Raw genomic sequence first — 24,296 nt, 5'->3', positions numbered from 1 at the left:
GACGCAAGGAGCCCACCGATGAGTGTCGGCACAGCCGCCACCGACTCCCTTCCCGCCCGAGCCTTTCGGGTCATTCCGGGCGGGGTGAACAGCGGTCAGCGCCGGATCCCGGGTCTGACCGAGCTGGTCGTCACCAAGACCGGCGGCGCGACCTTCACCGACGCCGAGGGTCGGGTCTTCACCGACTACCACTCCGCGTTCGGCCCGCCGCTGCTCGGCCACAACGACCCGGACGTGCAGCGCGCGGTGAACGAGGCGGCGAGCCGCCTGGACCTGACCGGCGTGGCCGTCACCGAGGGCGAGGTCACCCTCGCCGAAACCCTGGTCGACCTGGTGCCCTCGGTCGAGAAGGTGCTGCTCACCAGCACCGGCAGCGAGGCCACCTTCCACGCGCTGCGGGTCGCCCGCGCGGTCACCGGCCGCCGACTGATCGTCAAGTTCCAGGGCTGCTACCACGGTTGGCACGACTCGGTCAGCCTGAACGTGATCTCCTCGCCCGAGGCGGTCGGTGCCCACGACCCGATCTCCACCGGCATCCTGCCCGAGGTGCTCGAAGCCACCCTGGTCCTGCCGTTCAACGACCCGGCCGCGGTGCGCGCCGCGTTCGCCGAGCACGGCCGGGAGATCGCCGCGGTGATCCTGGAGCCGATCCCGCACAACGTCGGCTGCCTGCTGCCCGAGGCCGAGTTCCTCACCACGCTGCGCGAACAGTGCACCGCACACGGCTCGGTGCTGGTCTTCGACGAGGTGATCACCGGCTTCAGGCACGACCTCGGCGGCTACCAGAAGATCGCCGGCATCACACCCGACCTCACCACGTTCGGCAAGGCCATCGCCAACGGCGCCCCGGTCGGCGCGCTCGGCGGCCGGGCCGACCTGATGGACCAGTTCAGCACCCTCCCGGGCGCTCCCGCGTTCTTCGCCGGCACCTACAACGGCCACCCGTGGGTGGTCGCCGCCGCCCTGGAGACGCTGCGCAAGCTGCGCGAGGAACCGGTGCACGAGCACGTGTTCCGGCTCGGCGACCGGGTCCGCACCGGCCTGAGCGAGATGTACACCCGGCTGGGCGTCCCGGCGGTGGTCACCGGCTACGGCTCGGTGTTCGTCACCTACTTCATGTCCGGCGGTGTCCCGCGCACCTACGACGACCTGCTCGCCAACGACGCCGGTCTGTTCATCGGCTACCGCCGTCGACTCCTGGAGCACGGCGTGTTCGAGCTACCGCTCAACCTCAAGCGCAGTCACATCTCGTACGCGCACACCGACGCGGACGTCGACCACCTGATCGCCGCGACCGAACTGGCCGTGCAGGACGCGATCAAGGACGGCGGGATCGGCGAGTTGGCCGGTACGTCCACGATGGGCGGCGCGATCGAGGGGACGGTCCGCTGATGTTGGTCGTCGACCGCACCCGACCCACCGGCCCGGCCGGCCGGATCACCCACGTCGAGACGCTGCTCCTGGGCACCGCGTGGCGCGACTTCGGCTACGTCCGGGTCCACACCGACCAGGGCCTGTCCGGCGTCGGCGAGATCACCCACCCGTACCGGGTCGCCGAGACCGCCGCGCTGGCCCAGGCGTTGGCGAACCGGCATCTGATCGGCGCCGACCCGTTCGACACCGAGGAGTTGTGGCTTCGGCTCTACCAGGGCGACTTCCTGCGCGGTGGCGACATCGGCGGCATCGCGCTGTCCGGCTTCGACCAGGCCATGCACGACCTGATGGGCAAGGCGCTCGGCGTCCCGGTCTACCGCCTCACCGGCGGCGCCTGCCGGGACCGGGTCCGGGTCTACGCGAACGGCTGGTACAACGGCGAGCGCGAGCCCGACGTGTTCGCGGCCAAGGCCAAGGAAACCGTGGCCAAGGGCTACTCGGCGCTCAAGTTCGACCCGTTCGGGGCCGGTCTGCACGAGCTCTCCCGGGCCGAACTGCGGCAGTCCGTCGAGCTGGTCGGCGCGGTCCGCGAGGCGATCGGGCCGGACGTGGACCTGTTCATCGAGGGCCACGCCAGGTTCGCGATGACCACCGCCTCGGCGCTGCTGCGCGCCTTGGAGCCGTTCGACATCGGCTGGTTGGAGGAGCCGATGCCGTGGACGCACATCGAGCGCTACGCGGAACTGCGCGCCCGCGCGCCGTTCCCGATCTCCGGCGGCGAGCACTTCCACAACCGCTACGAGTACAAGCAGTTGTTCGCCACCAACGCGGTGGACATCATCCAGCCGGACCTGTCCATGGCCGGTGGCCTCACCGAGGTGCGCAAGCTGGCCGCGATCGCCGACACGCACGGCATCATGGTCGCCCCGCACAACTCCAACTCGCCGCTGTGCACCACGGTTTCCGTGCACGCCTCGCTCGGGATCACCAACTTCAAGATCCTGGAGACGTTCGACGGGCTGTTGGAGCCGTACGTCTTCGACGCGGTGCGCGGCACGTTGCCGGTGACCGCCGACGGGCACGTGGAGATCCCGACCGCGCCGGGCTTCGGCGTCGAGTTGGACGACGACGTGTTCGCCGAGCACCCGCCCACCCACCGGTTCTGGAACATGTTCTCGGACGGCTGGGAGAAGAGGAACCGCACGTGAGCTCCCAGCGATCCGGCATCGTCGACGTGCACTCCCATCTGTTCCGCCAGTGTTGCGACTTCGACGACGCGTTCCGGGCCGAGTCGGCCCGCGCGCACGACGGCGAGGTCGACCTGACGGTGCGCTGGGCCGACTACGCGGCGTCCAGTCCGGCCGAAACCCGGACCGTCGTGGTCGGCGGCAAGGCCCGGCGCAGCGGCCTGTGGGTCGAGGACAAGGCGGTCGCCGAATACGTGGCCGGCCAACCGGATCGCCTGATCGGCTATCTGTCGATCGACCCGACACAGCCCGGGTGGCAGGACGAACTGCGCTTCGGGCACCAGGAGTTGGGCCTGCGCGGGATCAAGCTGATGCCGATGTACGCGGGTTTCGACCCGGGTGATCCGCAGTACGACCCGCTGTTCGCCTACGCCGAGGCCAACGGACTGCCGATCCTGGTGCACACCGGGACCACGTTCGTCTCGGCCGCGCCGATCGCCTACGCGCAGCCCCGGTTGCTGGACCCGGTCGCGATCCGCCATCCCGAGTTGCGGATGGTGCTCGCGCATCTGGGCCACCCGTTCGAGGGCGAGTGCATCGCGGTGATCCGCAAGCACCCGCACCTGTACGCGGACGTCAGCGCGCTGCACTACCGCCCGTTCCAGCTCTGGCACAGCCTGCGGCTGGCCCAGGACTACGGCGTGCTGCACAAGCTGCTGTTCGGCAGCGACTACCCGTTCACCACGGTGGACGCGTCGGTGGCGGGCCTGCGTGCGGTGGCCGCCGTACCCGGGATTCCCGGGTTGCCGCCGCTGGATCGGGACGCGATCGAAGAGCTGATCTTCCGCGACGCGTTGCCGCTGCTGGGGTTGTCGTGACCGGCACTGCGGCGCCCGGCGGGCCGGGCCTGCCGCCGGCCGGTGGGCCAGGCGCGAACTTCGCGCTGACCGATCGCACGGCCCTGGTCACCGGCGCCGCCGGCGGCCTGGGCCGGGCGTTCGCGGTCGCCCTGGCCGCGGCGGGCGCCGACGTCGTGCTCACCGATCGGCCGGGCGTGGATCTCACCGAGACGAGCGCCCTGGTCGAGGCCACCGGTCGGACCGCCCGGATCCGGCCGTTCGACCTGGCCGACACGGCCGCCTTGGCCGGCTACGTGGACGAGCTGCGGGCCGACGTCGGGCCGCTGCACATCCTGGTCAACAACGCGGGCACGGCCGCCCTGGAGCGGTTCAACGAGGTCACCGTGGCGAGTTGGCGCCGGGTGCTCGCGGTCAACCTGGACGCGGTCTTCTTCCTGTCCCAGCGGGTCGCCGAGCACATGATCGCGGACCGCGTGCCGGGCCGGATCATCGCGGTGACCTCGAAGAACGCCCACGTGGCCGAGGCCGGTCTGGCCCACTACAACGCCTCCAAGGCGGGAGTGGACCTGCTGGTGCAGAGCCTGGCGGTGGAACTGGCCCCGCACGGCATCACCGTCAACGCGGTGGCCCCGGGGATGGTCGTCACCCCCATCGACGGCGAATTCCCGCTCGATCGCGAGCCGTTCGAGGCCGCCTACCGCGAACGCATCCCGCTGGGCCGGTACGCCGACCCGGACGAGTGCGCGGGCGCCGTGGTCTTCCTCGCCTCGCCCGCCGCGTCCTATGTGACCGGCACCCGGATCGTCGTGGACGGCGGGGTGCTCGCCGATCAGTTGCCCCGGATGCGCTACATGCCGCCGTATCGCAACTCGCTCTGATTCACCGGGGCGTGCGGGTCGCTCTCCTGTGCGAGCGACCCGCGCGCCCCGAATACCCCCTTCGTGCACGGATCGAGAAAGTGAGCGGGACCCCCATGTCCTCACTCGGTTCTTCCCCTTCGTCGTCCCGCCGCCGGTTGTTGGCCGCGGGTGGCTTGGGCGGGCTGCTGCTCGCCGGCACGGCGGCCGCGGGCACGGCCTCGGCCTCCCCCGACGACGATCGCGACGGCGGGCGCCGCGAACTCTCGGTCGGCGTACCGACGATCGCCGCGCTGCTGGACCTGGAAACCCGCCGGCTGCCCGCCGACACGATGGTCCTGGTGGCCGGCTACCACGCGGCCGGTGACGGCGGCGGCATGGTGGTGCGCTGGGACCCGCGCTCGAAGCTGCCCGCCAACGGCGGCACCGTGCACGCGCTCGGCTCCTCCCGGCGCGAGGGTCGGTGGATCCAGGTGCACGACGGGGTGATGGACTTCCGCCGGTTCGGCATCCTGGACGACAAGGTCCCCGCCGACGCGGCCCTGGACGCGATGGTCGGCGACCCCTACATCCACCGGATCGAAGCCCACAGCGACCTGCTCTTCGTCAAGCGGCACACCTTCGGCCGCTCCCGGATCGTCCTCGACTTCGGCGGACACACCGTCCGCACCACCGGCATCGAGAAGAACACCCACGACAACCCCTTCGGCGCCGTCCTGTACTTCAAGGGCACCGTCACCAAGTCGGTGGTGAAGTATCCGCTGGCCGAGACCGTCATCGAACTCACCGACGCCTTCCCGGTCCCGGACTCGGGCGCGTTCAAGGTCGGCGAGTGGTGGACCGTCGAGATCGACCCGATCGCCGGCGGCGGCATCTACGAGCGCGAGTTGCAGAAGCTGGTCGAGATCACCCAGATCGTCGACGGCAGGCACATCCGGGTGGACTACCTCAACGGCTGGGAACTGGCCGCCGGGCGCGGCATCACCTGGACCCGGGTCGAACCGGTCCGACGCGCGGACGTACGCAACATGGTGTTCCTCGGCGCCGGCCCGAACGACGACGAGTACACCGGCTCGCATCCGATCGCCTACGAGTACGCGGTGCGCTGCGACGTGAGCGGGATCGAGGCCACCGGGTCGTTCTGGCCGGTGATCATGCGCCGTTGGTGCACCCACTTCCATACCGCGCGCTCGTCGCTGAAGAACCCGCCGACGGTGATGTACGGCGGCGCGGGCTACCTGACCCAGCAGATCTACTGCCTGTACGGCCGGGTCGAGGACTGCGTGTCGAGCAACGCCCGGCACCTGAACGACCTGACCGCGTCCGCCTACTGTCACGTGGTCAACTGCCACGGGGACGGCGACGACCAGGGCGGCAATCCGTTCACCACGCACGGCCAGTACGAGCACGACCTGCTCTTCGAGGGCAACTCGGGGCTGATGGACATCGCCAACTCCGGTGCTCTGTGGGGTACTTCGGCCAAACGCATCACCGTGCGCGACCACTCTTGCTCGTGGTTCGTCGCGGGTACGAAGATCACCGACCTGACCCTGGAGAACGTCCGGGTGATCCCCCGACCGACGTTCGACCCGGGCGGCACGCTCCAGGTGAACGCGGACGGCGTACAACTGCGCGGCTGTGTGGCGCGCACGTTCGCGATCGGGCAACGTTCGGCCCGCTCCACCCGGCCGAACGTGATCGAGGGGTGCACGTTCGACCTGCCCGCGAAGCAGGTGCTGGTACAGACCCCGGTGAGCAACACCGTGCACTTTCGGGACTGCACCCTCACCGGTGTGGACGGCGCGATCCTGCGCGGTTCGGGCGAGGTCGACTTCGACGGATGCACGATCGTCGGAGCCGGGCCCGCGGCCGCGCCGTTGGAGGTCGGCTCGGCCGTGTTGCGGCTGACCGCGAGCACGCTGACGGACACCGGCGTGCTGCTGTCCGCGGTGCGCGACCAGAGTGTGCACGTGAGTGCGGGCACCCGGCTGAGCGGCGGCAACGGCGCCGGCGCGCTGCTGTCCCGGGGTGCCGGAACGGGCGTCGTGCGCTGGCAGTTGCACGACGCGGCCTCGACCACCGACGGTGCGCACGCCCGACTGGATGCCGGGGTCAACCACTGGGTGGCCACCGGAACCCGGTTCACCGGCGGCCGGTTGGAGCTGCGCCCGCAGGCGTTCGCCGGCGTGTCGTCGATGTTGCACACCACGTGCGTCGAGGACGGTGTGGCCCGGACCGCGCTGCCCGCCGACGGGGCACGCGTGCTCACCACCGGGAACCTGGCGCTCTGAGATGCGACTGCGCACCACCACCCCGGCCGACGACCTCGCGCTGCACGCCCTGTGGGCGGTGGCCTTCCCGGACGCGCCCGACCTGCCGGCCCTGCACGCGCAGGACCCGGGTCGGCATCCGCGCACCCTGGTCGCGGCCGACGAGGACGGGATCCAGGCCGTGCTGCACTGGCAGCCCCGGCCGATCCGCGACGCGACGGGCGGGGTGGAGGTGGTCGGTTGTGTGGGCAGCGTGGCCAGTGCGCCCCGGGCCCGCGGCCGGGGGTTGATCCGCCGGTTGCTGGTGACGGCGATCGACGACATGACCCGGTACGGCTGCGCGTGGTCGCTGATGTTCAGCGGCACGCCGGGGGTGTACACCGGGTCCGGGTGGGAGGCGTTCCCGGCGCCCCACCTGCGCGGCGTGGCCGGTCCCGAGGCCGCGTGGGGCGACCTTCGGGTGCGGCCGGCGCAGCCCGCCGACCTGCCCCGGATGGCCTTGGCGCACGCGGCCGCGAACGCGAACCGGCCGCTGACCACGGTGCGTTCGCCGGCGGATTGGGTGCACCGGTTCGGCCACTGGTACGCCGCGCCCGCCCGGGTGTTGACCACCGAGGACGGAGATTACGCGGTGATCCGCCCGGACCTGGGCGAGGTGGTCGAGGTGGCCTGCGGCCCGGGCCGCCCGTACGCGCTGCCCGCGCTGTTGCGCGAGGCGCTGTGCGAACTCGGCGGTCCGGGCACGGTGGTGACGTTGCGGGTGCCGATCGACGCGGCGCTGACCCGGGCGATCGGCCCACTGTTGACCGAGGTCAGCACCGGCCACACCACGTTCGGCCTGGCCCGGCCGATCCAGAGCGACCGGGCGCGGGTACGCGCGACGGTCGACGCTCCCGGCGCGATCCACTGGCTGGGGGACTCGTTCTGATGTCCCGTCGGGACGACCACGAACCGCCCGGCTCGGCGAGGAATCACCCCGTGCCGCCGAGCCGGGCACCGATCCTGGTCGGTGGCGAACGCACGGTGGTGTGCGAGGCCGATCCGGACACCGGTGCACTCGCCGAGACCGGGCCGGCGCTCGCGGTGCGCACCGCCTACGCGGCCCGGCATCCGCGTCTGGACCTGGTCTACGGCGTGGACGAGGCACTCGACGGCTCGATCACCGTGATCGAGCCGAGCCGGCACCCGCGATTGCGACAGCGGGCCTCGTCGCGCGGCGCGATCCCGTGTCATCTCGCGGTCTGCCCGGACGGCGGGCACCTGGTCACCGCCAACTACGGCAGCGGCGACCTGATCGTGCACCGTCTCGACGAGCACGGCTCGCTCGCCGGCGTGAGCGAGCAGGTCGCGCTGCCGGGACCGGGTTCGCGGGCACACCCGGAGCGGCAATCGGCGGCGCACCCACACCAGATCGTGTTCGAGGACCAGGGCACGCTCACCGTGGTCGACCTCGGCGGCGACGTGCTGCTCACCTACCACCTGAGCGCGGGCCGACTGCGGCTGCGCTCGACCCACCGCGTCCCGACCGGCACCGGCCCGCGACACCTGAGCGGCCGTTGGCTGCTCGGCGAACTCGATCCGGCGATCCTGGCGCTGCCCGACCTGACCCGCCATCCGCTGCCCGCGCCGGGCCTGCCCTCGGCCATCGTCACCTCCCCCGACGGCGCGCACGTGTACGCCGCCAACCGCGGCCCCGGCACCATCACCACCCTGGCCACGGCCGCCCCGCACACCATGTCCGACCTCCCCGCCGGCGGCGCCGACCCGCAGGACCTGGCCTTCGTCGGCGACGTCCTGTACGCCGCCCTGCCGGACGCGAACGCGGTCGGCGCGTTCCGCCGCACGCCCGGCACCGGCCTGCTGCGCCCGCTCGGCATGGCCCTGCACCTCCCCGACCCACGCTGCCTGTTGCCGATCCGCCGGCTGTCGGCGCGGGCGGCCGAACCCGGGCCCGACCGGGTCGGGCCGAGCGCGGGAGTTCGCTCAGCCGAGTGAAGCCGTCCTTGGCGAATCCGGACCGCACGCCGCCGCGGAACACCTCCGGGACCGCGCTCGGCAGCGCCGCGTCCACGCCCGAATCACGCGTGGTGTGCACGACGTGTTCGATGCTCGCCACCGCCATCGCCAGGGTGTCCACGTCGCCGTCGTGCTCGTCCGCGTCCAGCCGCGGCGCGTAGAAGGCGAGGAAACCCGGCACCGGCCCGGCCGCAGCGTGCGGCAGGAAGTCCGCGGCCCACGCCGGGAGGCGCCGAGTCGGCCGCCCGGGTCTCCCGGAGCGAGCAACCGCTGCTGCCGGCCGGGGTGCACCGGACCCGGCCGATCGACACCTGGGAGCGCACCGCTGCGACGGCCGGCCGAGCGGAGTGCGGGTCAGCGCCCCTCGCCCGCCCGCACCACGCCGTTCTCGTACGCGAACACCGCCGCCTGGGTGCGATCGCGCAGGTTCAGCTTGGCCAGCAGCCGGCTCACGTGCGTCTTGACGGTCTGCTCGCTGACCACCAACCGCGCGGCGATCTCCGCGTTGGACAACCCCTGGGCGATCAGCGAGAGCACCTCGGTCTCCCGTTCGGTGAGTTGCTCGACCCGCCCGCGCGGCCCGCCGGTGGGTGGGCCGAGCCGGGCGAACTCGGCGATCAGCCGGCGGGTCACGGTGGGCGCGAGCAGTGCCTCGCCGGCGGCCACCACCCGCACCGCGTGCGCGAGTTGCAGCGCCGAGGCGTCCTTGAGCAGGAAGCCGCTCGCGCCCGCGCGCAGCGCCTCGTAGACGTACTCGTCCAGGTCGAACGTGGTCAGCACCAGGACCCGGGTCGTGCCGCTCGGATCGGCGGTGATCTCGCGGGTCGCGGCCAGCCCGTCCAGGACCGGCATCCGCACGTCCATCAGCACCACGTCCGGGCGCAGCGCGGCGACCTGCTCGACCGCGTCGCGCCCGTGCACCGCCTCGCCGACCACGTCGATCCCGGGCTGCGCGCCGAGCAGGACGGAGAAGCCCTCGCGCACCATCATCTGGTCGTCGGCGATCAGTACCCGGATGGCCATCGATGTCACTGCTCCTCGGTCGGCAGGAAGACGTCCACGTGATAGCCCCCGTCGGGAGTATGCCCGGCTTCGAGGGTGCCGCCGATCATCGCCGCCCGTTCGCGCATGCCCAGCACGCCGTGTCCGGAGCCCTCCCGCGCGGGCGGCCCGGGAAGTGGCGGGGGCTCGTTGTGCACGCGCAGGGCGATCCCGGTCGGTCCGTACCCGACCTCGACCCGCACCCGGGCGCCGGGCGCGTGCCGCAGTGCGTTGCTCAGTGCCTCCTGGCCGATCCGGTAGGCGGACAGGTCGACGCCCTGCGGCAACGGGCGCGGGGTGCCGAGCACGACGCACTCCACCGTCATGCCGGCCGCGCGCACGTTCTCGAGCAGGTCGGGCAGCCGGTCCAGGGTGGGCAGCGGGGCCGGCCGGGGCGGCTCGCCCGGCTCGGTTTCGGCCTCCTGTTCGGTGCGCAACAGGCCCAGTACGCGCCGGAGTTCGGTGAGCGCGTCGACCGCGTTGGCGCGGATCGTGACGAAGCTTTGGAGCAGTTCGGGTGGTGGGTCGTCGACCCGATACCGGGCCGCCTCTGCCTGGATCGCGATCACCGACATGTGATGCGCGACCACGTCGTGCAACTCGCGGGCGATCCGCGCGCGTTCCTCCAGAAGCGCACTGCGCTCGCGCTCGGTGGCGGTCAGCTCCGATTGCACGGCGAGTTGGCGGCGCGCGTCGCTGCGGCCCCGGAAGGCGACCACGACCACCATCACGATCGCGGTGATCACCGCGACCGCCGGCATCGTGCCCCAGTGCGAAGGGTCGTGCTGCGCGTTGCGGACCAGCACCAGACCGAGCAACGCGGTGATCATCCACGTCTCCACGATGATGCGCAGCCGGGCATGGAAGGCCACATAGGCCATCACCACGACCTGCGCGAAAACACCCACGGCCGTCCACGGCCACTGGATGTGGTCATGCCCGTTCGACTCACCGGCGAGGGCGCACGCCACGGTCGCGCCGAGCGACATCCACCACGCGACGAGTGGCCGTTGCGGCGCGAGCAGGATCGGCGCACCCGCGGCCAGGCCCAGCGCGAAGGCCAAGCCGCCGGACACCCCGGGGTAACCCGCCAGGACTGCACCCTGAATGCCCACGGTGAGCACGACCGCCACGTAGAGCAGGCCGCGCGCGATCCCCATGCTGCCGAACGGGGCCGGCGGGCGCTCGGTGCGGACCCGAACGTCGAACAGGTCCTCGCGCAGCGCGGTCAGCCCTCGGTTCATCCGACCGACCCAGGCCGCACCGCCGCCGGGCTCGTCGATGCGCCCGGCATCAACCGCTCGCTTCGCTCTGCCCGCCTCGACACTCACCCGCAGCACGCTACGAGGCACGACCGGTCCACGGCATCCCCGCCCCGGGGGATCCCGGGCGTCACTCTCAGGAGCTACGCCGGGAGTCCCCGGGGCCGCGTCCGCCCGCCTCCCAACGATGGAACACCGCCCACAACCCGAGCAGCACCCCCGCGAACACCGGCATCCACCCGATCCGGGCCACGATCCAGGGCAGGTCGACCGGCGCCGTGCCCAGACCGGGCAGCCCGCCCAGCGCGATGCCGAGCCAGGTCACCGCGAGCATCGCGCTCTGGTGCCACAGGAACACCGTCATCGCGGAGAGGTTGACCAGCGCGACCACCGCCCAGGTCCGCGGCCGCCGGCCCAGCGCCCGCCGCAGCGGGGCTCGCACCAGCAGCGCGAGTCCGCACTGGGCGAGGCCGAAGGCGACCGCGGCGAGCGTGGGCGGGTTCAGGTTGGAGATCGGCTCGCCCGGGACGCCCACCATGCTCACCGGATAGCCGCCGTAGCGGATCAGCCCGGCGCAGGCGAGCCCGCCGACCACCGCCGGCAAACCGCCGAGTCGCTCGATCCGGGCCCGGTGCGGCCCCGCCCAGAGCACCCCGAGGCTGTACGGGACGAGCCAACCGGCGAGCACGTTGACCCAGCCGACCACCGCCGGTCCGTCGGCGGCGAAGCGGGTCAGGTCCACCACCAGGACCGTGCCGACGGCAAGGACCGGTGCGGCCCGGCCGAGGCGGACCACGAGCGGGGTGAGCGCGGTCAGGCCGGCGTAGACGAGCACGAACCACAGCGGCGACACCACGAGTCTGCCGACCGTGTGCAGGGTGTCCCCGGCCACGAAGTCGGCGAGCACCGCCATCACCGCGGTCCACGCCACGAGCAGCGCGGCGATCGGCCGGCCGAGCCGGATCATCCGCCGCCGGGCCCACCGGCGGTAGCCGTCCGCGCGTGCCCACGACCGGGCGGCCACGTACCCGCCGACCAGGAAGAACACCGCGAGCGGCTGGAGCAGCCAGGTGAGCGGCGCGTAGTCGGGCAGGTGGCGCAGCGGGCTGTCGGTCTGCCAGTGGTCGGCGCCCGCGGACACGCCCGTGACGATCCAGTGGCCGAACACGACACCCAGGATGGCGATCGCCCGCAGGCCGTCCACCTCGCGTTCGCGGTCCGCCGGTGTCGCCTTCTCGATCCGTCGCACCAGGACGCCGGGTTCACGCATGGGTCACCTCCGTGGCGCGGCCGCGCGCGATCAGCGCGAGGTTGTGCAGGGCCGGCCCACCGGGCCGCAGGTAGTCGGAGTGGCCACCGCCGCCGGCCGCGAACTCGCGGGCACCGAAGCCGCCTCCGGTCGGGTCGGCGCCGAAGCCGACGGTGGTGTCGAAGAACGGGATGCGGACGTTGGGCACCAGGTCGATCCAGTCCGAACCGCCCCGCCCGGCCCAGACCCGGGCGCCGGTGCCCAGGTCGTCCCGCTCGTCCACGCCCAGGCCGGGACTGCCGAACACGGCCAGGTCGGCGACGTCGATCCGGGAGACCGCCCGCCCGCACACCACCGAGCCGTACGAGTGGCACAGCAGCGACACTCCGGCGGCGGGCGCCACCGCGTACAACCCGGCGACGAAGCGGCGCAGTTCGCGCGCCCCGTCGTCGGCCCGGCCGGTGGTCAGTACGTCGAGGCTGATCGTGCGCGGCGGCGAGTAGCCCAGCCAGGCGATCACCGCGACCCGCGCGTTCGGCTCCTGGGCGCGGATCTCGTCGTACAGCGCGCGGGCGCCGCCGGCCGGCGTGGAGTACGGCTTGTTCCCGCGCGTGTCGAAGTGGTCCAGGTCGCTGTCGCTGCCCGGCACCACGATCGCGATCCGGTCCGCGCCGGCCAGGTCGCCGAGTACCTCGACCGCGCGGACCCGCCCGGCGCGGCCGTCGAAGGCCAGGAAGCTCCGGGCCGGGTCGGCCATCCGCGCGAGGTGGTCCGCACGTGCGGTGTGCCCGGTGTCCCGGGCCAGACCGGCCGCCTCCGCGATGGCCCGCTGGTTGGCCGCGTAGCGCTCGCCCAGGGTCGCCGCGGACATCGCTGGCAGCGTCGGCGGGTTCGGCGCCGCGGCCTCCGCGACACCGACGCCGGGTCCGGCCAGCGTCCCGGCCACCAGCGCCGCGACCAGAGCCATTCGCAGCCGACCACCCATGTCCCGCTCCCGTCCTCGAAGTACCGGACACGAAGCTAGGAATCGGCGGCGGTAGCCTGCGTCGCACCAGGGAGTGGACCTCGGGAGTAGCTCTCCGGGACTACCCGGGTCGGTCGGCGGCCGCGAACACGGACGAACCACCGAAGCCGTGCCCGCCCGCGGCAACCGGCGCCGCCGGCCGGGCGCGGGGAACATCGGGTCGAGTCTCAGGTACCACCCCGCCTCTCCTCCGCTGGGGTGACGCGCGCCGGCCCAGGCCGGCTACCGTGGAATCCGTGACTTTTCGCCCCGTCGAGTCGATCCGCCGCCCGTTCCCGTCCTGGTCCGCGGCCCGCCGCTCGTTCGCCTTCGACGTCACACTCGCCGTCTCGATCGGGCTGCTCACCTCGGGGCTCAACTTCGCCCAGCACCTGCGGGATGGCGGCGACTTCACCGACACCGGCGCGCAGATCTCGTTCCTGGTCGAGCTGACCTCCGGACTGGTGCTGATCATCCGGCGCCGGCATCCGGTGTTGTGCGCGTGGATCGCGGCGCTCACGCTGTTGCAGGAACAGGCCCTGGGCGGTTGCTTCGCGGCCTACGCCGTCGCGGTGTACGTGCAGGATCGGCGCAGGATGTGGCTGACCATCGGGGTGCTGTGCGTGGCCACCTGGCACCCGTGGGACTGGCGGGATCTGGGCAACGGCACCGCGAACATGCTCGTGATCCTCACCCCCGCGTGCTACGGCCTGTACATCGCCTCCCGCCGCCGACTCTTCGCCGCGCTCGGCGAGCGCGCCGAACGTGCGGAACGGGAGCAGGAGTTGCGCGCCGAGCAGGCACGCGAGGAGGAACGCAACCGGCTGGCCGGGGACATGCACGACATCGTCACGCACCGGGTCAGCCTGATGGTCCTCCAGGCCGGCGCGATGCGCTTGCGCGCGCCCGACGACGCGACCCGTACGGCGGCCGAGGACCTGCGCTCCACCGGCTGCCAGGCGCTGGCCGAACTGCGGGACCTGGTGGCGGTGTTGCGCACCGCCGAGGAGCGCACCGCGGGCGCGCCGGTGGAACCCGCGGTGCTCGACCTGTCCGCGCTGGTCGACGAGTCGCTCGCGGCGGGCGTGGACGTGCGCCTGGACGTGCGGGGCACCGTGCGACCCGCCTCGCCGGTGGTGGTGCGCACCGCGTATCGGGTGGTCCAGGAGTCGCTGACCAACGTGCACAAACACGCCCCCGGCGCCTTCGTTCGCATCCTGCTCCGGTACGGCCCCGCCGAGTTGCGGATCACCGTCACCAATACCGCGGCCACCGGTCCGCGCGAGATCGAACTGGGCTCCGGCGGCACCGGCTTGGTCGGGCTGGCGCGCCGGATCGAGTTGACCGGTGGCAGCTTCGGCGCGGGCCCGCGTCCGGACGGCGGTTTCGCCTTGGACGCGCGGCTGCCGCTGGCGCCGACCGAATCGACCGAATCGGCCGAATCGGCCGAGCCGACGGATCCGCCGGCACCGACCCCGGCCGCGCCGGAGCGGTCGACCCGGGAGCCGGAAGCCGCGCCGAGCGCGGTCGACCGGCCGACTCGATCACGCGCGCTGCGGGCCGCCGGCCGAGCAGGGCGTACCGGCGGGCAACGCGCACAATCGGAACCGGAATCGCCACCGGGAGTACTCACCGGGTCACACCCCGAAATCGGTTGATACCCGGCTGATCCGTCCGGGCCGGATTCCGCATCCTCGACACGTGTCACCGGCGCTTGGGTGTTGACTTGACCGGCCCCCGGATGGACCCTCGGGCCAACCACCTCGCGAGCCGCCGGCGGCGGACGCCGACTCGGCAACGCACCGTCCAGGCACGCCGTCACGTCGTGGACCCGGGAACATCCACCGGTCCCGACGCAGCACTCGCATCGCGATCCACCGGCACCTCGGCACCGCAGCAGATCGATCGTCCGGAATCGGAACCTCCGCTTCCGCATGTCGAATTCCCCCGGGCTGCAGGCCCTCGGGACGCCCGGAAAGGCGACCTGATGCCACGACCGAACCCCATGAATCCGAACCGCGTGAACTCGAAGCACGGGCACTCGAACCACGTGCGTCCGGACCACCCCACCGACCCCCCGACCCACCCGTCGAGCCCCGCGTCCGGCGCGCCCTCGCGCCGCACGCTCCTGGGGGGCCTCGCCGGCGCCGCCGCACTCGCGGCGACCCAGTGGACGCCCGTCGGTCTGATCCCGGCGAGCGAGGCGGGCGCCGCGCCCACCCCGCCCGACTTCCCGACCGGCATCACCCTGGGCGTGCAGCAGTACCGGAACTGGTCCGGTGAACTGCGCGCGGACGACGTCTGGACGGCGGTGCCCGCGCACCCCTCGGATGTGGTGATCCTGGCGAACTGGGCCCGGGCCAAGGGCTATCGGCTGCGCCCGCGCGGAATGAGCCACAACTGGTCGCCGATCCTGATCCCTACCGGCGCGGACACCTCGCACACCCTGATGGTCGACACCACGCAACATCTGACCTCGCTGGTGGTCAACCCGGGATCGCCCACCACGGTGACCGTCGAGACCGGGTGCAGCGTCGAACGGCTGCTGACCGCACTGGAACAGGCCGGGCGGGGGCTGATCGCGACCACCGCGCCGGGCAAGCTGAGCGTGGGCGGTGTGCTGGCCATCGGCGCGCACGGCAGCGGGATCCCGACGCCGGGCGAGACGTTGCCGCAGGGCGGTACGTACGGCACGCTGAGCAACCTGGTGTTGTCGCTGACCGCGGTGGTGTGGAACCAGGCCGCCGGCGCGTACGTGCTCCGCACCTTCCAGCGCAACGACCCGGAGATCGGTCCGTTCCTGGTGCACCTGGGCCGTGCCTTCGTCACCGAGGTCACCCTGCAGACCAACGCGAACCAACGGCTGCGCTGCCAGAACTTCTACCACGACCAGATCGGCACACTGCTGGGCCCGGCCGGCGGCGGTGGCAAGAAACTCGCCGACTACATCCGCGATTCGGGTCGGGTCGAGGTGATCTGGTTCCCGTTCACCACCGTGCCCTGGCTCAAGGTGTGGAGCGTGGCGCCGAGCAAGCCGTGGGTCTCCACCCGGGTGGACAATCCGTATCCGTACACGTTCGCCAACTTCGTCACCGAGGACCAGGCGAAGTTCCTGGCCGACATCGCCACCGGCAACGTGGGCGCGACCGAGGTGTTCACCAACGCCGAGATGGCGGTCGTGGGTTCGGGCCTGATCGTGACCTGGACCTGGGACATCTGGGGATGGTCGAAGAACACCCAGCTCTTCGTCGAGCCGACCACGCTGCGCATCCACGAGGGCGGCTGGGCGGTCTTGACGGCGCGGGCCAACGTGCAGCGGGTGCTCAACGAGTTCTTCGTCCGGTACACCGGCCTGTTGGGCGCATACAAGGCCAACGGCCAGTATCCGTGCAACAGTCCGATCGAGCTTCGGGTGACCGGCATCGACCGGGCGAGCGAGGTGGTCACCGCGAACGCGGTCGAACCGACCCTGTCCGCCGCCCGGCCGCGCCCCGACCACCCCGAGTGGGACACCGTGGTCTGGCTGGACGTGGCGACCCTGCCCGGCACGCCCGCCAACCACGACTTCTACCAACAGATGGACGCCTGGATCTGGGGCAACTACACCGGCAACTACGCGTGTGTGCGGCCGGAGTGGTCCAAGGGCTGGGCGTACGGGGTCGACGGCGCGTGGACCGACACGGCCGCGGTGACCGGTCGGATCCCGAATTCCTTCCGCACCGGGCTGCCCACGACGAGCAACTTCGACGCGGCCCGGGCCACGTTCAACAAGTACGATCCGGGCCGGGTCTTCTCCAACACCTTCCTCGACCTTCTCCTGCCCTGACCCACCCGCCCGATCGTCACCCGCCGGCGTCGCCGCTCTCGTGCCCGTTCTCGTTCGCGTCGAGCCAGCCGTCGTCCAGTGCGCCGTTGTCGTCGTGTACGACGAACTCCCGTTCCACAGAATGGATTTCGTATTCGCCCAGCGCGGCCACCAGGGCCGCCGTCGCCGCGGCGGCGGCCTCGTCGCCGACCCGGTGGCAGCGCTGGGTGACGAACCGCTCGGACCGTCCGTCCGCCCGCACACGGCGCGCGTTGTACGACAGATGCGCGCCGTGCCCGACCACCGCGGCGGCAAGCGCGGCCGGGTCGACGTCCCCGGTCAACACGAGCTTGAGGTGATGCTCGAAGTACGACTCGGGCCCGAGCGCGCGCGCCGCCGCGTCCGTGCGCGGCACGCCGGGGTGCCACGGCGCCGCCTCGATCTTGATCCGGGTCACCGAATATCCGTCCCGGCGCAGCTCCGCGGCCAACGCGGCGGCCCGCTCGCGGGCTCGGGTCAGCGTCGTGGTCGCCCGCTCGGTCAGCATCGGCTGGGACACCGTGCGCCCGCGCGCGAGCACGATGTGGGTCAGGCCCACCCCGTAGCCGCCGGCCCGGCGGGCCAGCGTGTCCACATCGTCCGTACGCACCGTGACGTGCGTCTCGAACTCCCCGACCAGGTCGGCGGGGAAGGCCCGGGGCGGGTCGCCGATTCGGCGGGCCCGGCTGCTCTCGGTGGCTTCGGTCGACGCGTGCACCGCGCCATCCTCCCAGGTGGCGATCGCCCGCACCGGCAATTGCCGGGGCGGCGCGGGAGGGCCGCCGATCCCCCGGGACGGCGCCCCGGCCCGCGTACCGGACCGCGATCAGCTCTGTTCGGTGCGCAACAGCCGCAGGAACGCCTTGATCCCGGAGATCACTTCCCGGTTGTCGGTCAACTGGCTGATGGTGTCCTCGAATCGGCGCCCGAGCGCGTCGATCTTGCGGTCGGCCGCGTGAAATTGCTCGGTCGCCCGCTCGGCGTCCTGCCCGGTCGTGGTCTTGAGCAGCGCGACCGTTTCGATCAGCACGGTGGTCCGCTCGTCCAGCCCCTCGACCCTGCGCTCCAACGTGGTCACCCGGTCGATCAGCGCGAGCACGTCCTCGCGCGGGTGGGTCACCTCGCGCAACATGCTCCGCAGCCGCTGCCCCAGGTGCTCCAGGTATGCCTGGCCGGGTCGGAACAGGGTGCTGAGCAGGTAGAACCCGGCGAACCAATAGCCCACCACGCCACCGGAGATCCAGGTGATCAGCGCGATCACCGCCGCCGAGACGACATGCGCGCCGATCGCGCCCCACAACAACCGACGGGCGATCCGACGTGCCTCGGGTTCACGCGCCTCGGGGACCGCGAGCCCACGCTCCCGGCTGATCGCGATCTCCCGGATCAACCGCCGGGCCTGGAAGTGCAGGTTCCACGGCACGGTCAGCACCATGATCAACCAGAACAGGCACAACGCACCCGCGCCCAGCGACAACAGGTCGGCCAACGACGTGTCCTCGACGAAATACAGGACGATGCCCAACACCGTCGTCCCGACCAGCAGCAAAGCTCCCAAACCTTTGGCCGCACGCACCCGAACTCCACTCCCCCACCCGGCGATCCGGCCACCCCGAGTGGCGACCTGCTCGGACTGTAGGGCACGCCGATCGGCCCCGCCGCGCCGCGGGGACGTGCGGGTGCACCCGCACGCGGCAGCCCCCCGCGTGCGGCCGGGAGTCTAGTCGCGGTCCGGTATCCAGGACCCGTGGATGCCCGCCGGGACCCGGCGCGGGAGTTCGACCGTCGCGATCGGTGCGGCGGTGATGTCGCGCGCATCCAGCACCAGCAACTCGGAGCCGTCCCGGGCCAGATCGCCGACCACGGTCAGCAGGTAGCCGTCGTCCTCGGCGGTACCGGCCGCGGCGGGTACGAACACCGCCTCGCCCGGCATGCGCCCCGGCCCCTGACCGGCGACCTGCCGCTCCCCGGTGCTCGCGTCGTACTTGACGATCGCATGCTCGTGCAGCCCCGCGCCGGGAAAGGCCAGCGCGTAGTCGAACCGGTGCGGTCGGCCGGTCCGGCGGGCGTCGATGGTCGGGAAGTCCACGACCAGCGAGTCGAGGTCCTCCTCGCCGGCCACGCCGGAGACCGGATCCAGCATCCACCGGTGCCGGATCGCGCCGATCAGCGGCGTCTGCGGGTGCCCGGGCGCGCCCACCCACCACTTCCAACTGCTCTCCCAGGAGGAGCGATCGAAGCGCGGCCCCTCGACCACGATCCGCCCGCGCGCGTCCTCGTAGGCGTTGGCCACGTGCAACAACATGCCCGGCGCCACGTCGTACCAGGTCGCCGCGGCCGGCCCGGTCCTGGGCATCACACCGATCCGCGGCGCGTAGGAGTCGCTCCACCGGTACGGGATGCCGGAGTGTTCGGCCGGGTTGAACACCACCGGCAGGTCCAGCCAGACCACGTGCCGCTCGGTCAGGCCGAAGTCGTGCATGAGGCAGGGGCCGGCGCCGGGAATCACCTCGGCCCGGGTGATCGCGCCCGCGGCGGACGCGACGTAATAGGTCAGAAACGGCGGGAACGGCGAGTAGCCGAAGAAGTGCAACTCACCGGTGACGGGGTCCTCCTTCGGATGCGCGGTCATCGCGGTGGTCAACCGACCGGCGAAGTCGTACGGGCCGACCGTTGCCAACTCGCGGGTCACCTCGAACGGGACGTTGGCCTCCTGGAGCGCGAGCAACCGACCGCCGTGCTCGACGATGTGGGTGCCGGCGACGCTCGCGGTCCGGTCCACGCTGCCGTCCTCGCGTTGGAACGGCGCGCCGTCCAGGGCGGGCGTGCGCACCCAGCGGTTGCGGTACCACTCGGCACGCCCCTCCCGCAGCCGTATCCCGTGCAGCATGCCGCTGCCGCGAAACCAGTGGGTGGGCACATCCCCGGGTTTCGGGTTGTGTCCGTTCCGGAAGTATCGACCGTTCAACTCGGCCGGCAGCGTGCCCCGCACGGTGAGGTCGAACCCGCTGATCTCGTCGGCGACGGGCGCGAAGTGGCCGACGAGGTAAGGCTTTTCGAGGTCCGGCGGCGTGCCGTTCATGCGCAGGGCTCTCCCTTCGGAGGGGACCGGCCGGATCCGGGCGGTCGCCCGATCATCGAGTTACGATCAGTCGCGCCAGTTATGCATACTGACACTCGCCATCGCTGATCGCAGGCTCGACGCAAGGGCACACCCGTGACCCCCGCCTCTCCGTCCGGCCCGCGGGGCTCGCTGTCGCGAGCAGACGCGCACCGAGATCAAGGCGATCGCGGTGCGGCAGTTGGCCGAGGGTGGCACGAAGGCGGGGCCGGCCGGCGCCGGCGGCGCGGCCGGCGAAGCGCGACACGCGGGTCCGGCGCCGGCCGGCGCGGTGCTCGTGTGGACGCAACCGCACGGCGTGATCGGCCTGGAGGTGGCCGGTCGGTTCACGGGCATGGGCCACACCCCCACACGCTGCTCGGCACCGCCCTGGACCTGCTCGCGGACAGTTTCGCCCCGGCCCGACCCCCGGCCGGACCGAACACGAACACGCGAAGGCGGGCCGGGACTTACCGTCCCCGGCCCGCCGACCATCCGTGTGCACGCCCTACCGCGCGCCCAACTCCTCGCCGAGCGCGCTCGCGAACGCCTCGATGTCGCCCTCGGTGGTGTCGAAGGACGTCATCCAGCGCACCTCACCGATCGACTCGTCCCACGTGTAGAACCGGAACCGCTTCTGCATGCGCTCGGTGACGTCCGGGGGCAGCACCGCGAAGACCGCGTTCGCCTGCGGCATGCGACTGAGCGTCACACCGTCCAGGTCGACCACCTTCTCCGCGAGCAACGTCGCCATCGCGTTCGCGTGCCGGGCGTTGCGCAGCCACAGGTCACCGGCGAGCAGCGCCTCGAACTGCACCGACACGAAGCGCATCTTCGAGGCCAGTTGCATCGCGGCCTTGCGCAGGTAGCCGACGCCGCGCGCCGCGTCGGGGTTGAGCACCACGACGGCCTCGCCGAACATCAGGCCGCTCTTGGTGCCGCCGAAGGACAACACGTCCACCCCGACGTCGGTGCTCAGCGCGCGCAGCGGCACATCCAGCGCCGCGGCCGCGTTGGCCAGGCGCGAGCCGTCCAGATGCGCGAGCATGCCGTGCTCGTGCGCGTGGGCGACCAAGGCGGCGATCTCGTCCGGCGTGTAGACGGTGCCCAGTTCGGTGCTCTCCGCGAAGGAGACCACCCGGGGCTGCGCCCGGTGCTGGTCGCCCCAGCCCCACGCGTGGGTGTCCACGAGTTCGGGGGTGAGCTTGCCGTCGGGGGTGTCCACGGTGAGCAGTTTCAGACCGGCCACCTTCTCCGGCGCACCGCACTCGTCCACGTGGATGTGCGCGGACGCCGCACAGATCACCGACTCCCAGCGGTCGGTCATCGACTGGAGACCGACCACGTTGGCGCCGGTGCCGTTGAACACCGGGAACACCTGCGCGCGTTCGCCGAAGTGCGCCCGGAAGACGTCGGCGAGGTGCTCGGTGTACACGTCCTCGCCGTACGAGATCTGGTGGCCACCGTTGGCCGCGCCGATCGCGGCCAACACCTCGGGGTGGATGCCCGCGTAGTTGTCGCTCGCGAAGCCGCGCGCGTCGGGGTCGTGACGCGGGGTCAGGGGACGTTCAGGCACAGTCTTTTCCCGTTCAGGTCGATTGCCGCGGTGGTCCACAGGCCGGCGATCTCGTCGGCCAGGTCGACCACGTCGGTGAAGCCGGCGAATTTTGCGTTGGGTCGAGCCTGCCGCATCGCGTCGTTCACGAGCGCCTTGACCACCAGGATGGTGGCCGCCGCGTCGCTCTCGGCGAACGCGTCGGCGAGCGCGAGCGTCCAGGTCTCCGCAGCCGCCTTGGCCGCCGCGTAGCCCGCGTTGCCCTGGGTCGGTCGGCCGGCCGCCGCCGCGGAGACCAACACGAAGCGCCCGTTCGCACTGCGGGCGAGCGCCTCGTGGAAGGCGAGGCTGGTGTGCTGCACGGTGCGCACGAGCAGGTCGTGCAGGAAGGCCCAGTCGTCGAGCGAGTTGTCTCCGAACTTCTTGCCCCCGCGCCACCCGCCGACCAGGTGCACGAGGCCGTCCACCCGACCGTGCTCGCGCTCGACGTCCGCCGCCCATCGGCGGGTGGCGGCCGCGTCCAGCAGATCCACCACCGCGCCGCGGGCCCCGGGCGCCGCGTCCACGCTGTCGCGCAACCGCTCGGCGTTCGCGTCCGCGCCGTACACGTGCGCACCGGCCCGCGTCAGCCGCGCGAGCACCGCGTGGCCGGCGGGCCCACCCGCGCCGGCGACCGCGATCACCGCACCGTCGAGACCGTTCATCGCACCCACTCCTCGTTCACCGTGTCGTTCGCCGCGCCGTTGGCCGTCACGACGCCTCGGCCGCCCGCTCGGTCGAATCCTGCGCGGGGCTGTCCGCGGTGATCCCCCGGGTCGAGGCGATCACCTCGCGCAGTCGCCGGTTGAGCGCCTCGTAGAACATGCTCAGCGGGAACTCGTCCGGCAACACCGCGTCCACGAGCGCCTTCGGCGGCCCGTCGATCGGCAGCGCGGCGGCTCCCTTGGCCCACACCGAACCGGGGTGCGGCTGCACGTACTCGGCGACCAGCGCGTAACCGGCCAGCCAGTGGCCGACCTTCGAGCGATCCACCCCCGCGCGGTAGAGCCGGTCCACCTCGTCGTAGAGCCCGAGCACCGCGTCGGTGATCCGATCCCAGTCCACGGTGAGCCGATTGTCCGCCCACTCGACCACACCCGCGCGATGCAGGTAGGCGAACAGCAGTTGGCCGCCCAACCCGTCGTAGTTGCGCACCCGGCCGCCGGTGACCGGGAAGCGGAACAGCCGGTCGAAGATCACCGCGTACTGCACCGAACGAGCGGTCGACACGCCCTCCTCGGCCAGTCGCACCGCCTCGCGGAACGCGGTCAGGTCACACCGCAGCTCCTCCAGCGCGTACATCCAGAACGGCATCCGCTGCTTGATCATGAACGGGTCGAACGGCATCGGACCGCGCATGTGGCTGCGGTCGTGGATCAGGTCCCACAACACGAACGCGTCCTGGGCGAGTTGCTGGCTCTGCACCAACTCCGCCGCCTCCGGCGGAAGTTCCAGGCCGAGCGTGCGCGCCGCAGCGGCGCCGACCCGACGGAAGCGAGCCGCCTCGCGGTCGCAGAAGATGCCGCCCCAGGTGTACTGCGGCACCTCGCGCACGGCCACCGTCTCCGGGAAGAGCACCGCAGAGTCGGTGTCGTAGCCGTCGGTGAAGTCGACGAACGCGATCGGCACGAACATCGCGTTGTCGTAGCGCCCGGCCTCCAACTCGGCCAGCCACTGCGGCCACACCACCCGCAGCAGCACCGCCTCGACGTTGCGCTTCGGGTTGCCGTTCTGGGTGTTCATCGGGAACACGACGAGGTGCTCCAGCCCGTCCCGCCGGTCCCGCTCCGGGCGAAACGCGACGAGCGAGTCCAGGAAGTCGGGGCGGCCGAAACCGTCCGCCGACCAGCGCCGGAAGTCGGCCACGACGGCATCGAGGTACGCCTCGTCGTGCGGGAACAGCGGTGCGAGCCCGGTGATCGAGGAGGTGATGTCGGCCACCAGCGCCCGGGCGGACGCGTGCCCGGACGGCTCGATCGAACCGTCCTCGGCCTGCAACGGACGCAGGTCGGCGACGGACCGTTTGAGCACGGGCCACAGCGGGTGATCGACGGCGGTACGGACGGCTACGCGGGTCATGTTCGACATGGAACCCTCTCAGGAGAAAGCAGGAACCACGGTCAGGCGAACCTATGTCAAAAGATTTTAACGCCGCAAGGCCCTTCCAAACGCAATCTTATCGTCATGGGTATGTTTTGCCCGAATAAGTTGAGATTGCCGGGCGGCCCTGTTCGATCATCTCCCGGGCGCGGCGGCGGTGCATCCGGCACCTCTGGAGGAAGGCTCAAGATTTCGCCGACCCGGTCGCCGAGGTCTGTGGCTATCGACCGTCGATCCGGCCCGTCCCTACAGTTTCGTCCTGCTTGATGGAATACCAATTCCGTATAGCGGAATATTGGCCGGGGAGCGCCCTCGGATCCGCATCCACTCCCGCTGCCCGATCCCGCGAACGATCCTGCGATCCCGCATGTCCGATGGGCCGGGCCGTCCCGCGACGGCACCCGATGTGGAGGCACCGATCATGGGCTGGAGAACCACCAGGAAGACCGTTGCCGGCGAGAACGCGGCCGAGGCGCCGGGCGGGCCGCCCCGCCGGCGGGGCGGCGCCCGTGCATCCCGTGGACGAGATCCTGCCGCCG

Annotated in this window: 19 protein-coding genes and 1 pseudogene; 9 read left to right on the top strand and 11 right to left on the bottom strand. The window is 71.8% G+C overall.

Annotation, left to right across the window (positions count from 1 at the left end):
* The first annotated feature begins 18 nt into the window (after positions 1–18).
* From ACFXMF_RS02965 to ACFXMF_RS02935, 7 genes are all read left to right on the top strand, one after another.
* Positions 19–1,392, top strand: a complete 1,374-nt coding sequence (locus tag ACFXMF_RS02965; RefSeq protein WP_379991863.1) for an aspartate aminotransferase family protein — start codon at positions 19–21, stop codon at positions 1,390–1,392.
* Positions 1,392–2,582, top strand: coding sequence for a mandelate racemase/muconate lactonizing enzyme family protein (locus tag ACFXMF_RS02960; RefSeq protein ID WP_379991864.1), 1,191 nt, complete (start codon positions 1,392–1,394; stop codon positions 2,580–2,582). The genes ACFXMF_RS02965 and ACFXMF_RS02960 overlap by 1 nt, the downstream gene beginning before the upstream one ends.
* Positions 2,579–3,439 carry an amidohydrolase family protein gene (locus ACFXMF_RS02955; protein ID WP_379991865.1) on the top strand — a complete coding sequence of 287 codons (861 nt, stop codon included), beginning with the start codon at positions 2,579–2,581 and terminating at the stop codon, positions 3,437–3,439. The genes ACFXMF_RS02960 and ACFXMF_RS02955 overlap by 4 nt, the downstream gene beginning before the upstream one ends.
* 29 nt (positions 3,440–3,468) lie before the next feature.
* Positions 3,469–4,299, top strand: a complete 831-nt coding sequence (locus ACFXMF_RS02950) for an SDR family oxidoreductase (protein ID WP_360324873.1) — start codon at positions 3,469–3,471, stop codon at positions 4,297–4,299.
* 356 nt (positions 4,300–4,655) lie between these two features.
* The gene (locus ACFXMF_RS02945; protein WP_380020503.1) at positions 4,656–6,569 is read left to right on the top strand and encodes a peptidase C14; all 1,914 of its coding nucleotides are present in this window, start codon (positions 4,656–4,658) and stop codon (positions 6,567–6,569) included.
* A gap of 1 nt (position 6,570) precedes the next feature.
* Positions 6,571–7,476, top strand: a complete 906-nt coding sequence (locus ACFXMF_RS02940; protein WP_360317497.1) for a GNAT family N-acetyltransferase — start codon at positions 6,571–6,573, stop codon at positions 7,474–7,476.
* Positions 7,476–8,543, top strand: a complete 1,068-nt coding sequence (locus ACFXMF_RS02935) for a beta-propeller fold lactonase family protein (protein WP_360317499.1) — start codon at positions 7,476–7,478, stop codon at positions 8,541–8,543. The genes ACFXMF_RS02940 and ACFXMF_RS02935 overlap by 1 nt, the downstream gene beginning before the upstream one ends.
* A gap of 37 nt (positions 8,544–8,580) precedes the next feature.
* On the opposite strand, the pseudogene ACFXMF_RS02930 reads toward ACFXMF_RS02935, so the two are convergent.
* The 5 genes and pseudogenes from ACFXMF_RS02930 to ACFXMF_RS02910 form a co-directional block, all read right to left on the bottom strand.
* Positions 8,581–8,745 (bottom strand): annotated as a pseudogene (locus ACFXMF_RS02930) (NAD(P)-dependent oxidoreductase); the annotation flags it as partial.
* A gap of 173 nt (positions 8,746–8,918) precedes the next feature.
* The gene (locus ACFXMF_RS02925) at positions 8,919–9,587 is read right to left on the bottom strand and encodes a response regulator transcription factor (protein ID WP_360317501.1); all 669 of its coding nucleotides are present in this window, start codon (positions 9,585–9,587) and stop codon (positions 8,919–8,921) included.
* A gap of 5 nt (positions 9,588–9,592) precedes the next feature.
* Complete coding sequence (locus tag ACFXMF_RS02920) at positions 9,593–10,936, bottom strand: sensor histidine kinase (protein WP_360317503.1); 1,344 nt, start codon at positions 10,934–10,936, stop codon at positions 9,593–9,595.
* 67 nt (positions 10,937–11,003) lie between these two features.
* On the bottom strand, positions 11,004–12,137 hold the full coding sequence (locus ACFXMF_RS02915; protein ID WP_379991246.1) for an acyltransferase: 1,134 nt from the start codon (positions 12,135–12,137) through the stop codon (positions 11,004–11,006).
* Positions 12,130–13,101, bottom strand: coding sequence for an alpha/beta hydrolase (locus ACFXMF_RS02910; RefSeq protein WP_360317507.1), 972 nt, complete (start codon positions 13,099–13,101; stop codon positions 12,130–12,132). Before ACFXMF_RS02910 ends, ACFXMF_RS02915 begins: the two co-directional genes overlap by 8 nt.
* 275 nt (positions 13,102–13,376) lie before the next feature.
* Here ACFXMF_RS02910 and ACFXMF_RS02905 point away from each other — a divergent pair, with 275 nt between their 5' ends.
* Both ACFXMF_RS02905 and ACFXMF_RS02900 read left to right on the top strand, forming a co-directional pair.
* Positions 13,377–14,777, top strand: a complete 1,401-nt coding sequence (locus tag ACFXMF_RS02905) for a sensor histidine kinase (RefSeq protein WP_379991247.1) — start codon at positions 13,377–13,379, stop codon at positions 14,775–14,777.
* A 362-nt stretch (positions 14,778–15,139) separates the two neighbouring features.
* Complete coding sequence (locus ACFXMF_RS02900) at positions 15,140–16,945, top strand: cholesterol oxidase substrate-binding domain-containing protein (protein ID WP_379991249.1); 1,806 nt, start codon at positions 15,140–15,142, stop codon at positions 16,943–16,945.
* Between the two features lie 16 nt (positions 16,946–16,961).
* On the opposite strand, the gene ACFXMF_RS02895 is transcribed toward ACFXMF_RS02900, so the two are convergent.
* From ACFXMF_RS02895 to ACFXMF_RS02870, 6 genes are all read right to left on the bottom strand, one after another.
* Positions 16,962–17,681, bottom strand: coding sequence for a hypothetical protein (locus ACFXMF_RS02895; protein WP_379991251.1), 720 nt, complete (start codon positions 17,679–17,681; stop codon positions 16,962–16,964).
* 108 nt (positions 17,682–17,789) lie between these two features.
* Positions 17,790–18,512 (bottom strand): hypothetical protein, encoded by a 723-nt coding sequence (locus ACFXMF_RS02890; protein ID WP_379991253.1) that lies wholly within the window; start codon positions 18,510–18,512, stop codon positions 17,790–17,792.
* A gap of 171 nt (positions 18,513–18,683) precedes the next feature.
* On the bottom strand, positions 18,684–20,045 hold the full coding sequence (locus ACFXMF_RS02885) for a carotenoid oxygenase family protein (protein ID WP_379991254.1): 1,362 nt from the start codon (positions 20,043–20,045) through the stop codon (positions 18,684–18,686).
* A 526-nt stretch (positions 20,046–20,571) separates the two neighbouring features.
* Positions 20,572–21,639: a low specificity L-threonine aldolase gene (locus tag ACFXMF_RS02880; protein WP_360317521.1), complete on the bottom strand. Its 1,068-nt coding sequence runs from the start codon at positions 21,637–21,639 to the stop codon at positions 20,572–20,574.
* On the bottom strand, positions 21,621–22,322 hold the full coding sequence (locus ACFXMF_RS02875) for an SDR family NAD(P)-dependent oxidoreductase (protein ID WP_360317523.1): 702 nt from the start codon (positions 22,320–22,322) through the stop codon (positions 21,621–21,623). The genes ACFXMF_RS02880 and ACFXMF_RS02875 overlap by 19 nt, the downstream gene beginning before the upstream one ends.
* Positions 22,323–22,368: 46 nt before the next feature.
* Complete coding sequence (locus ACFXMF_RS02870; protein ID WP_360317526.1) at positions 22,369–23,745, bottom strand: DUF6421 family protein; 1,377 nt, start codon at positions 23,743–23,745, stop codon at positions 22,369–22,371.
* Positions 23,746–24,296: the final 551 nt, after the last annotated feature.

This window comes from Embleya sp. NPDC059213 (assembly GCF_042754445.1).
Classification (GTDB): Bacteria; Actinomycetota; Actinomycetes; order Streptomycetales; family Streptomycetaceae; genus Embleya.
This window is presented reverse-complemented; position numbering and strand designations above follow the sequence as displayed.

Excerpts from the sequence above, each read along its gene's own strand:
- ACFXMF_RS02965 (WP_379991863.1), top strand. The coding sequence starts at position 19 with ATGAGTGTCGGCACAGCCGCCACCGACTCCCTTCCCGCCCGAGCCTTT.
- ACFXMF_RS02960 (WP_379991864.1), top strand. The coding sequence starts at position 1,392 with ATGTTGGTCGTCGACCGCACCCGACCCACCGGCCCGGCCGGCCGGATC.
- ACFXMF_RS02945 (WP_380020503.1), top strand. The coding sequence starts at position 4,656 with ATGGTGGTGCGCTGGGACCCGCGCTCGAAGCTGCCCGCCAACGGCGGC.
- ACFXMF_RS02940 (WP_360317497.1), top strand. The coding sequence starts at position 6,571 with ATGCGACTGCGCACCACCACCCCGGCCGACGACCTCGCGCTGCACGCC.
- ACFXMF_RS02935 (WP_360317499.1), top strand. The coding sequence starts at position 7,476 with ATGTCCCGTCGGGACGACCACGAACCGCCCGGCTCGGCGAGGAATCAC.
- ACFXMF_RS02925 (WP_360317501.1), bottom strand. The coding sequence starts at position 9,587 with ATGGCCATCCGGGTACTGATCGCCGACGACCAGATGATGGTGCGCGAG.
- ACFXMF_RS02915 (WP_379991246.1), bottom strand. The coding sequence starts at position 12,137 with ATGCGTGAACCCGGCGTCCTGGTGCGACGGATCGAGAAGGCGACACCG.
- ACFXMF_RS02910 (WP_360317507.1), bottom strand. The coding sequence starts at position 13,101 with ATGGGTGGTCGGCTGCGAATGGCTCTGGTCGCGGCGCTGGTGGCCGGG.
- ACFXMF_RS02885 (WP_379991254.1), bottom strand. The coding sequence starts at position 20,045 with ATGAACGGCACGCCGCCGGACCTCGAAAAGCCTTACCTCGTCGGCCAC.
- ACFXMF_RS02875 (WP_360317523.1), bottom strand. The coding sequence starts at position 22,322 with ATGAACGGTCTCGACGGTGCGGTGATCGCGGTCGCCGGCGCGGGTGGG.
- ACFXMF_RS02870 (WP_360317526.1), bottom strand. The coding sequence starts at position 23,745 with ATGTCGAACATGACCCGCGTAGCCGTCCGTACCGCCGTCGATCACCCG.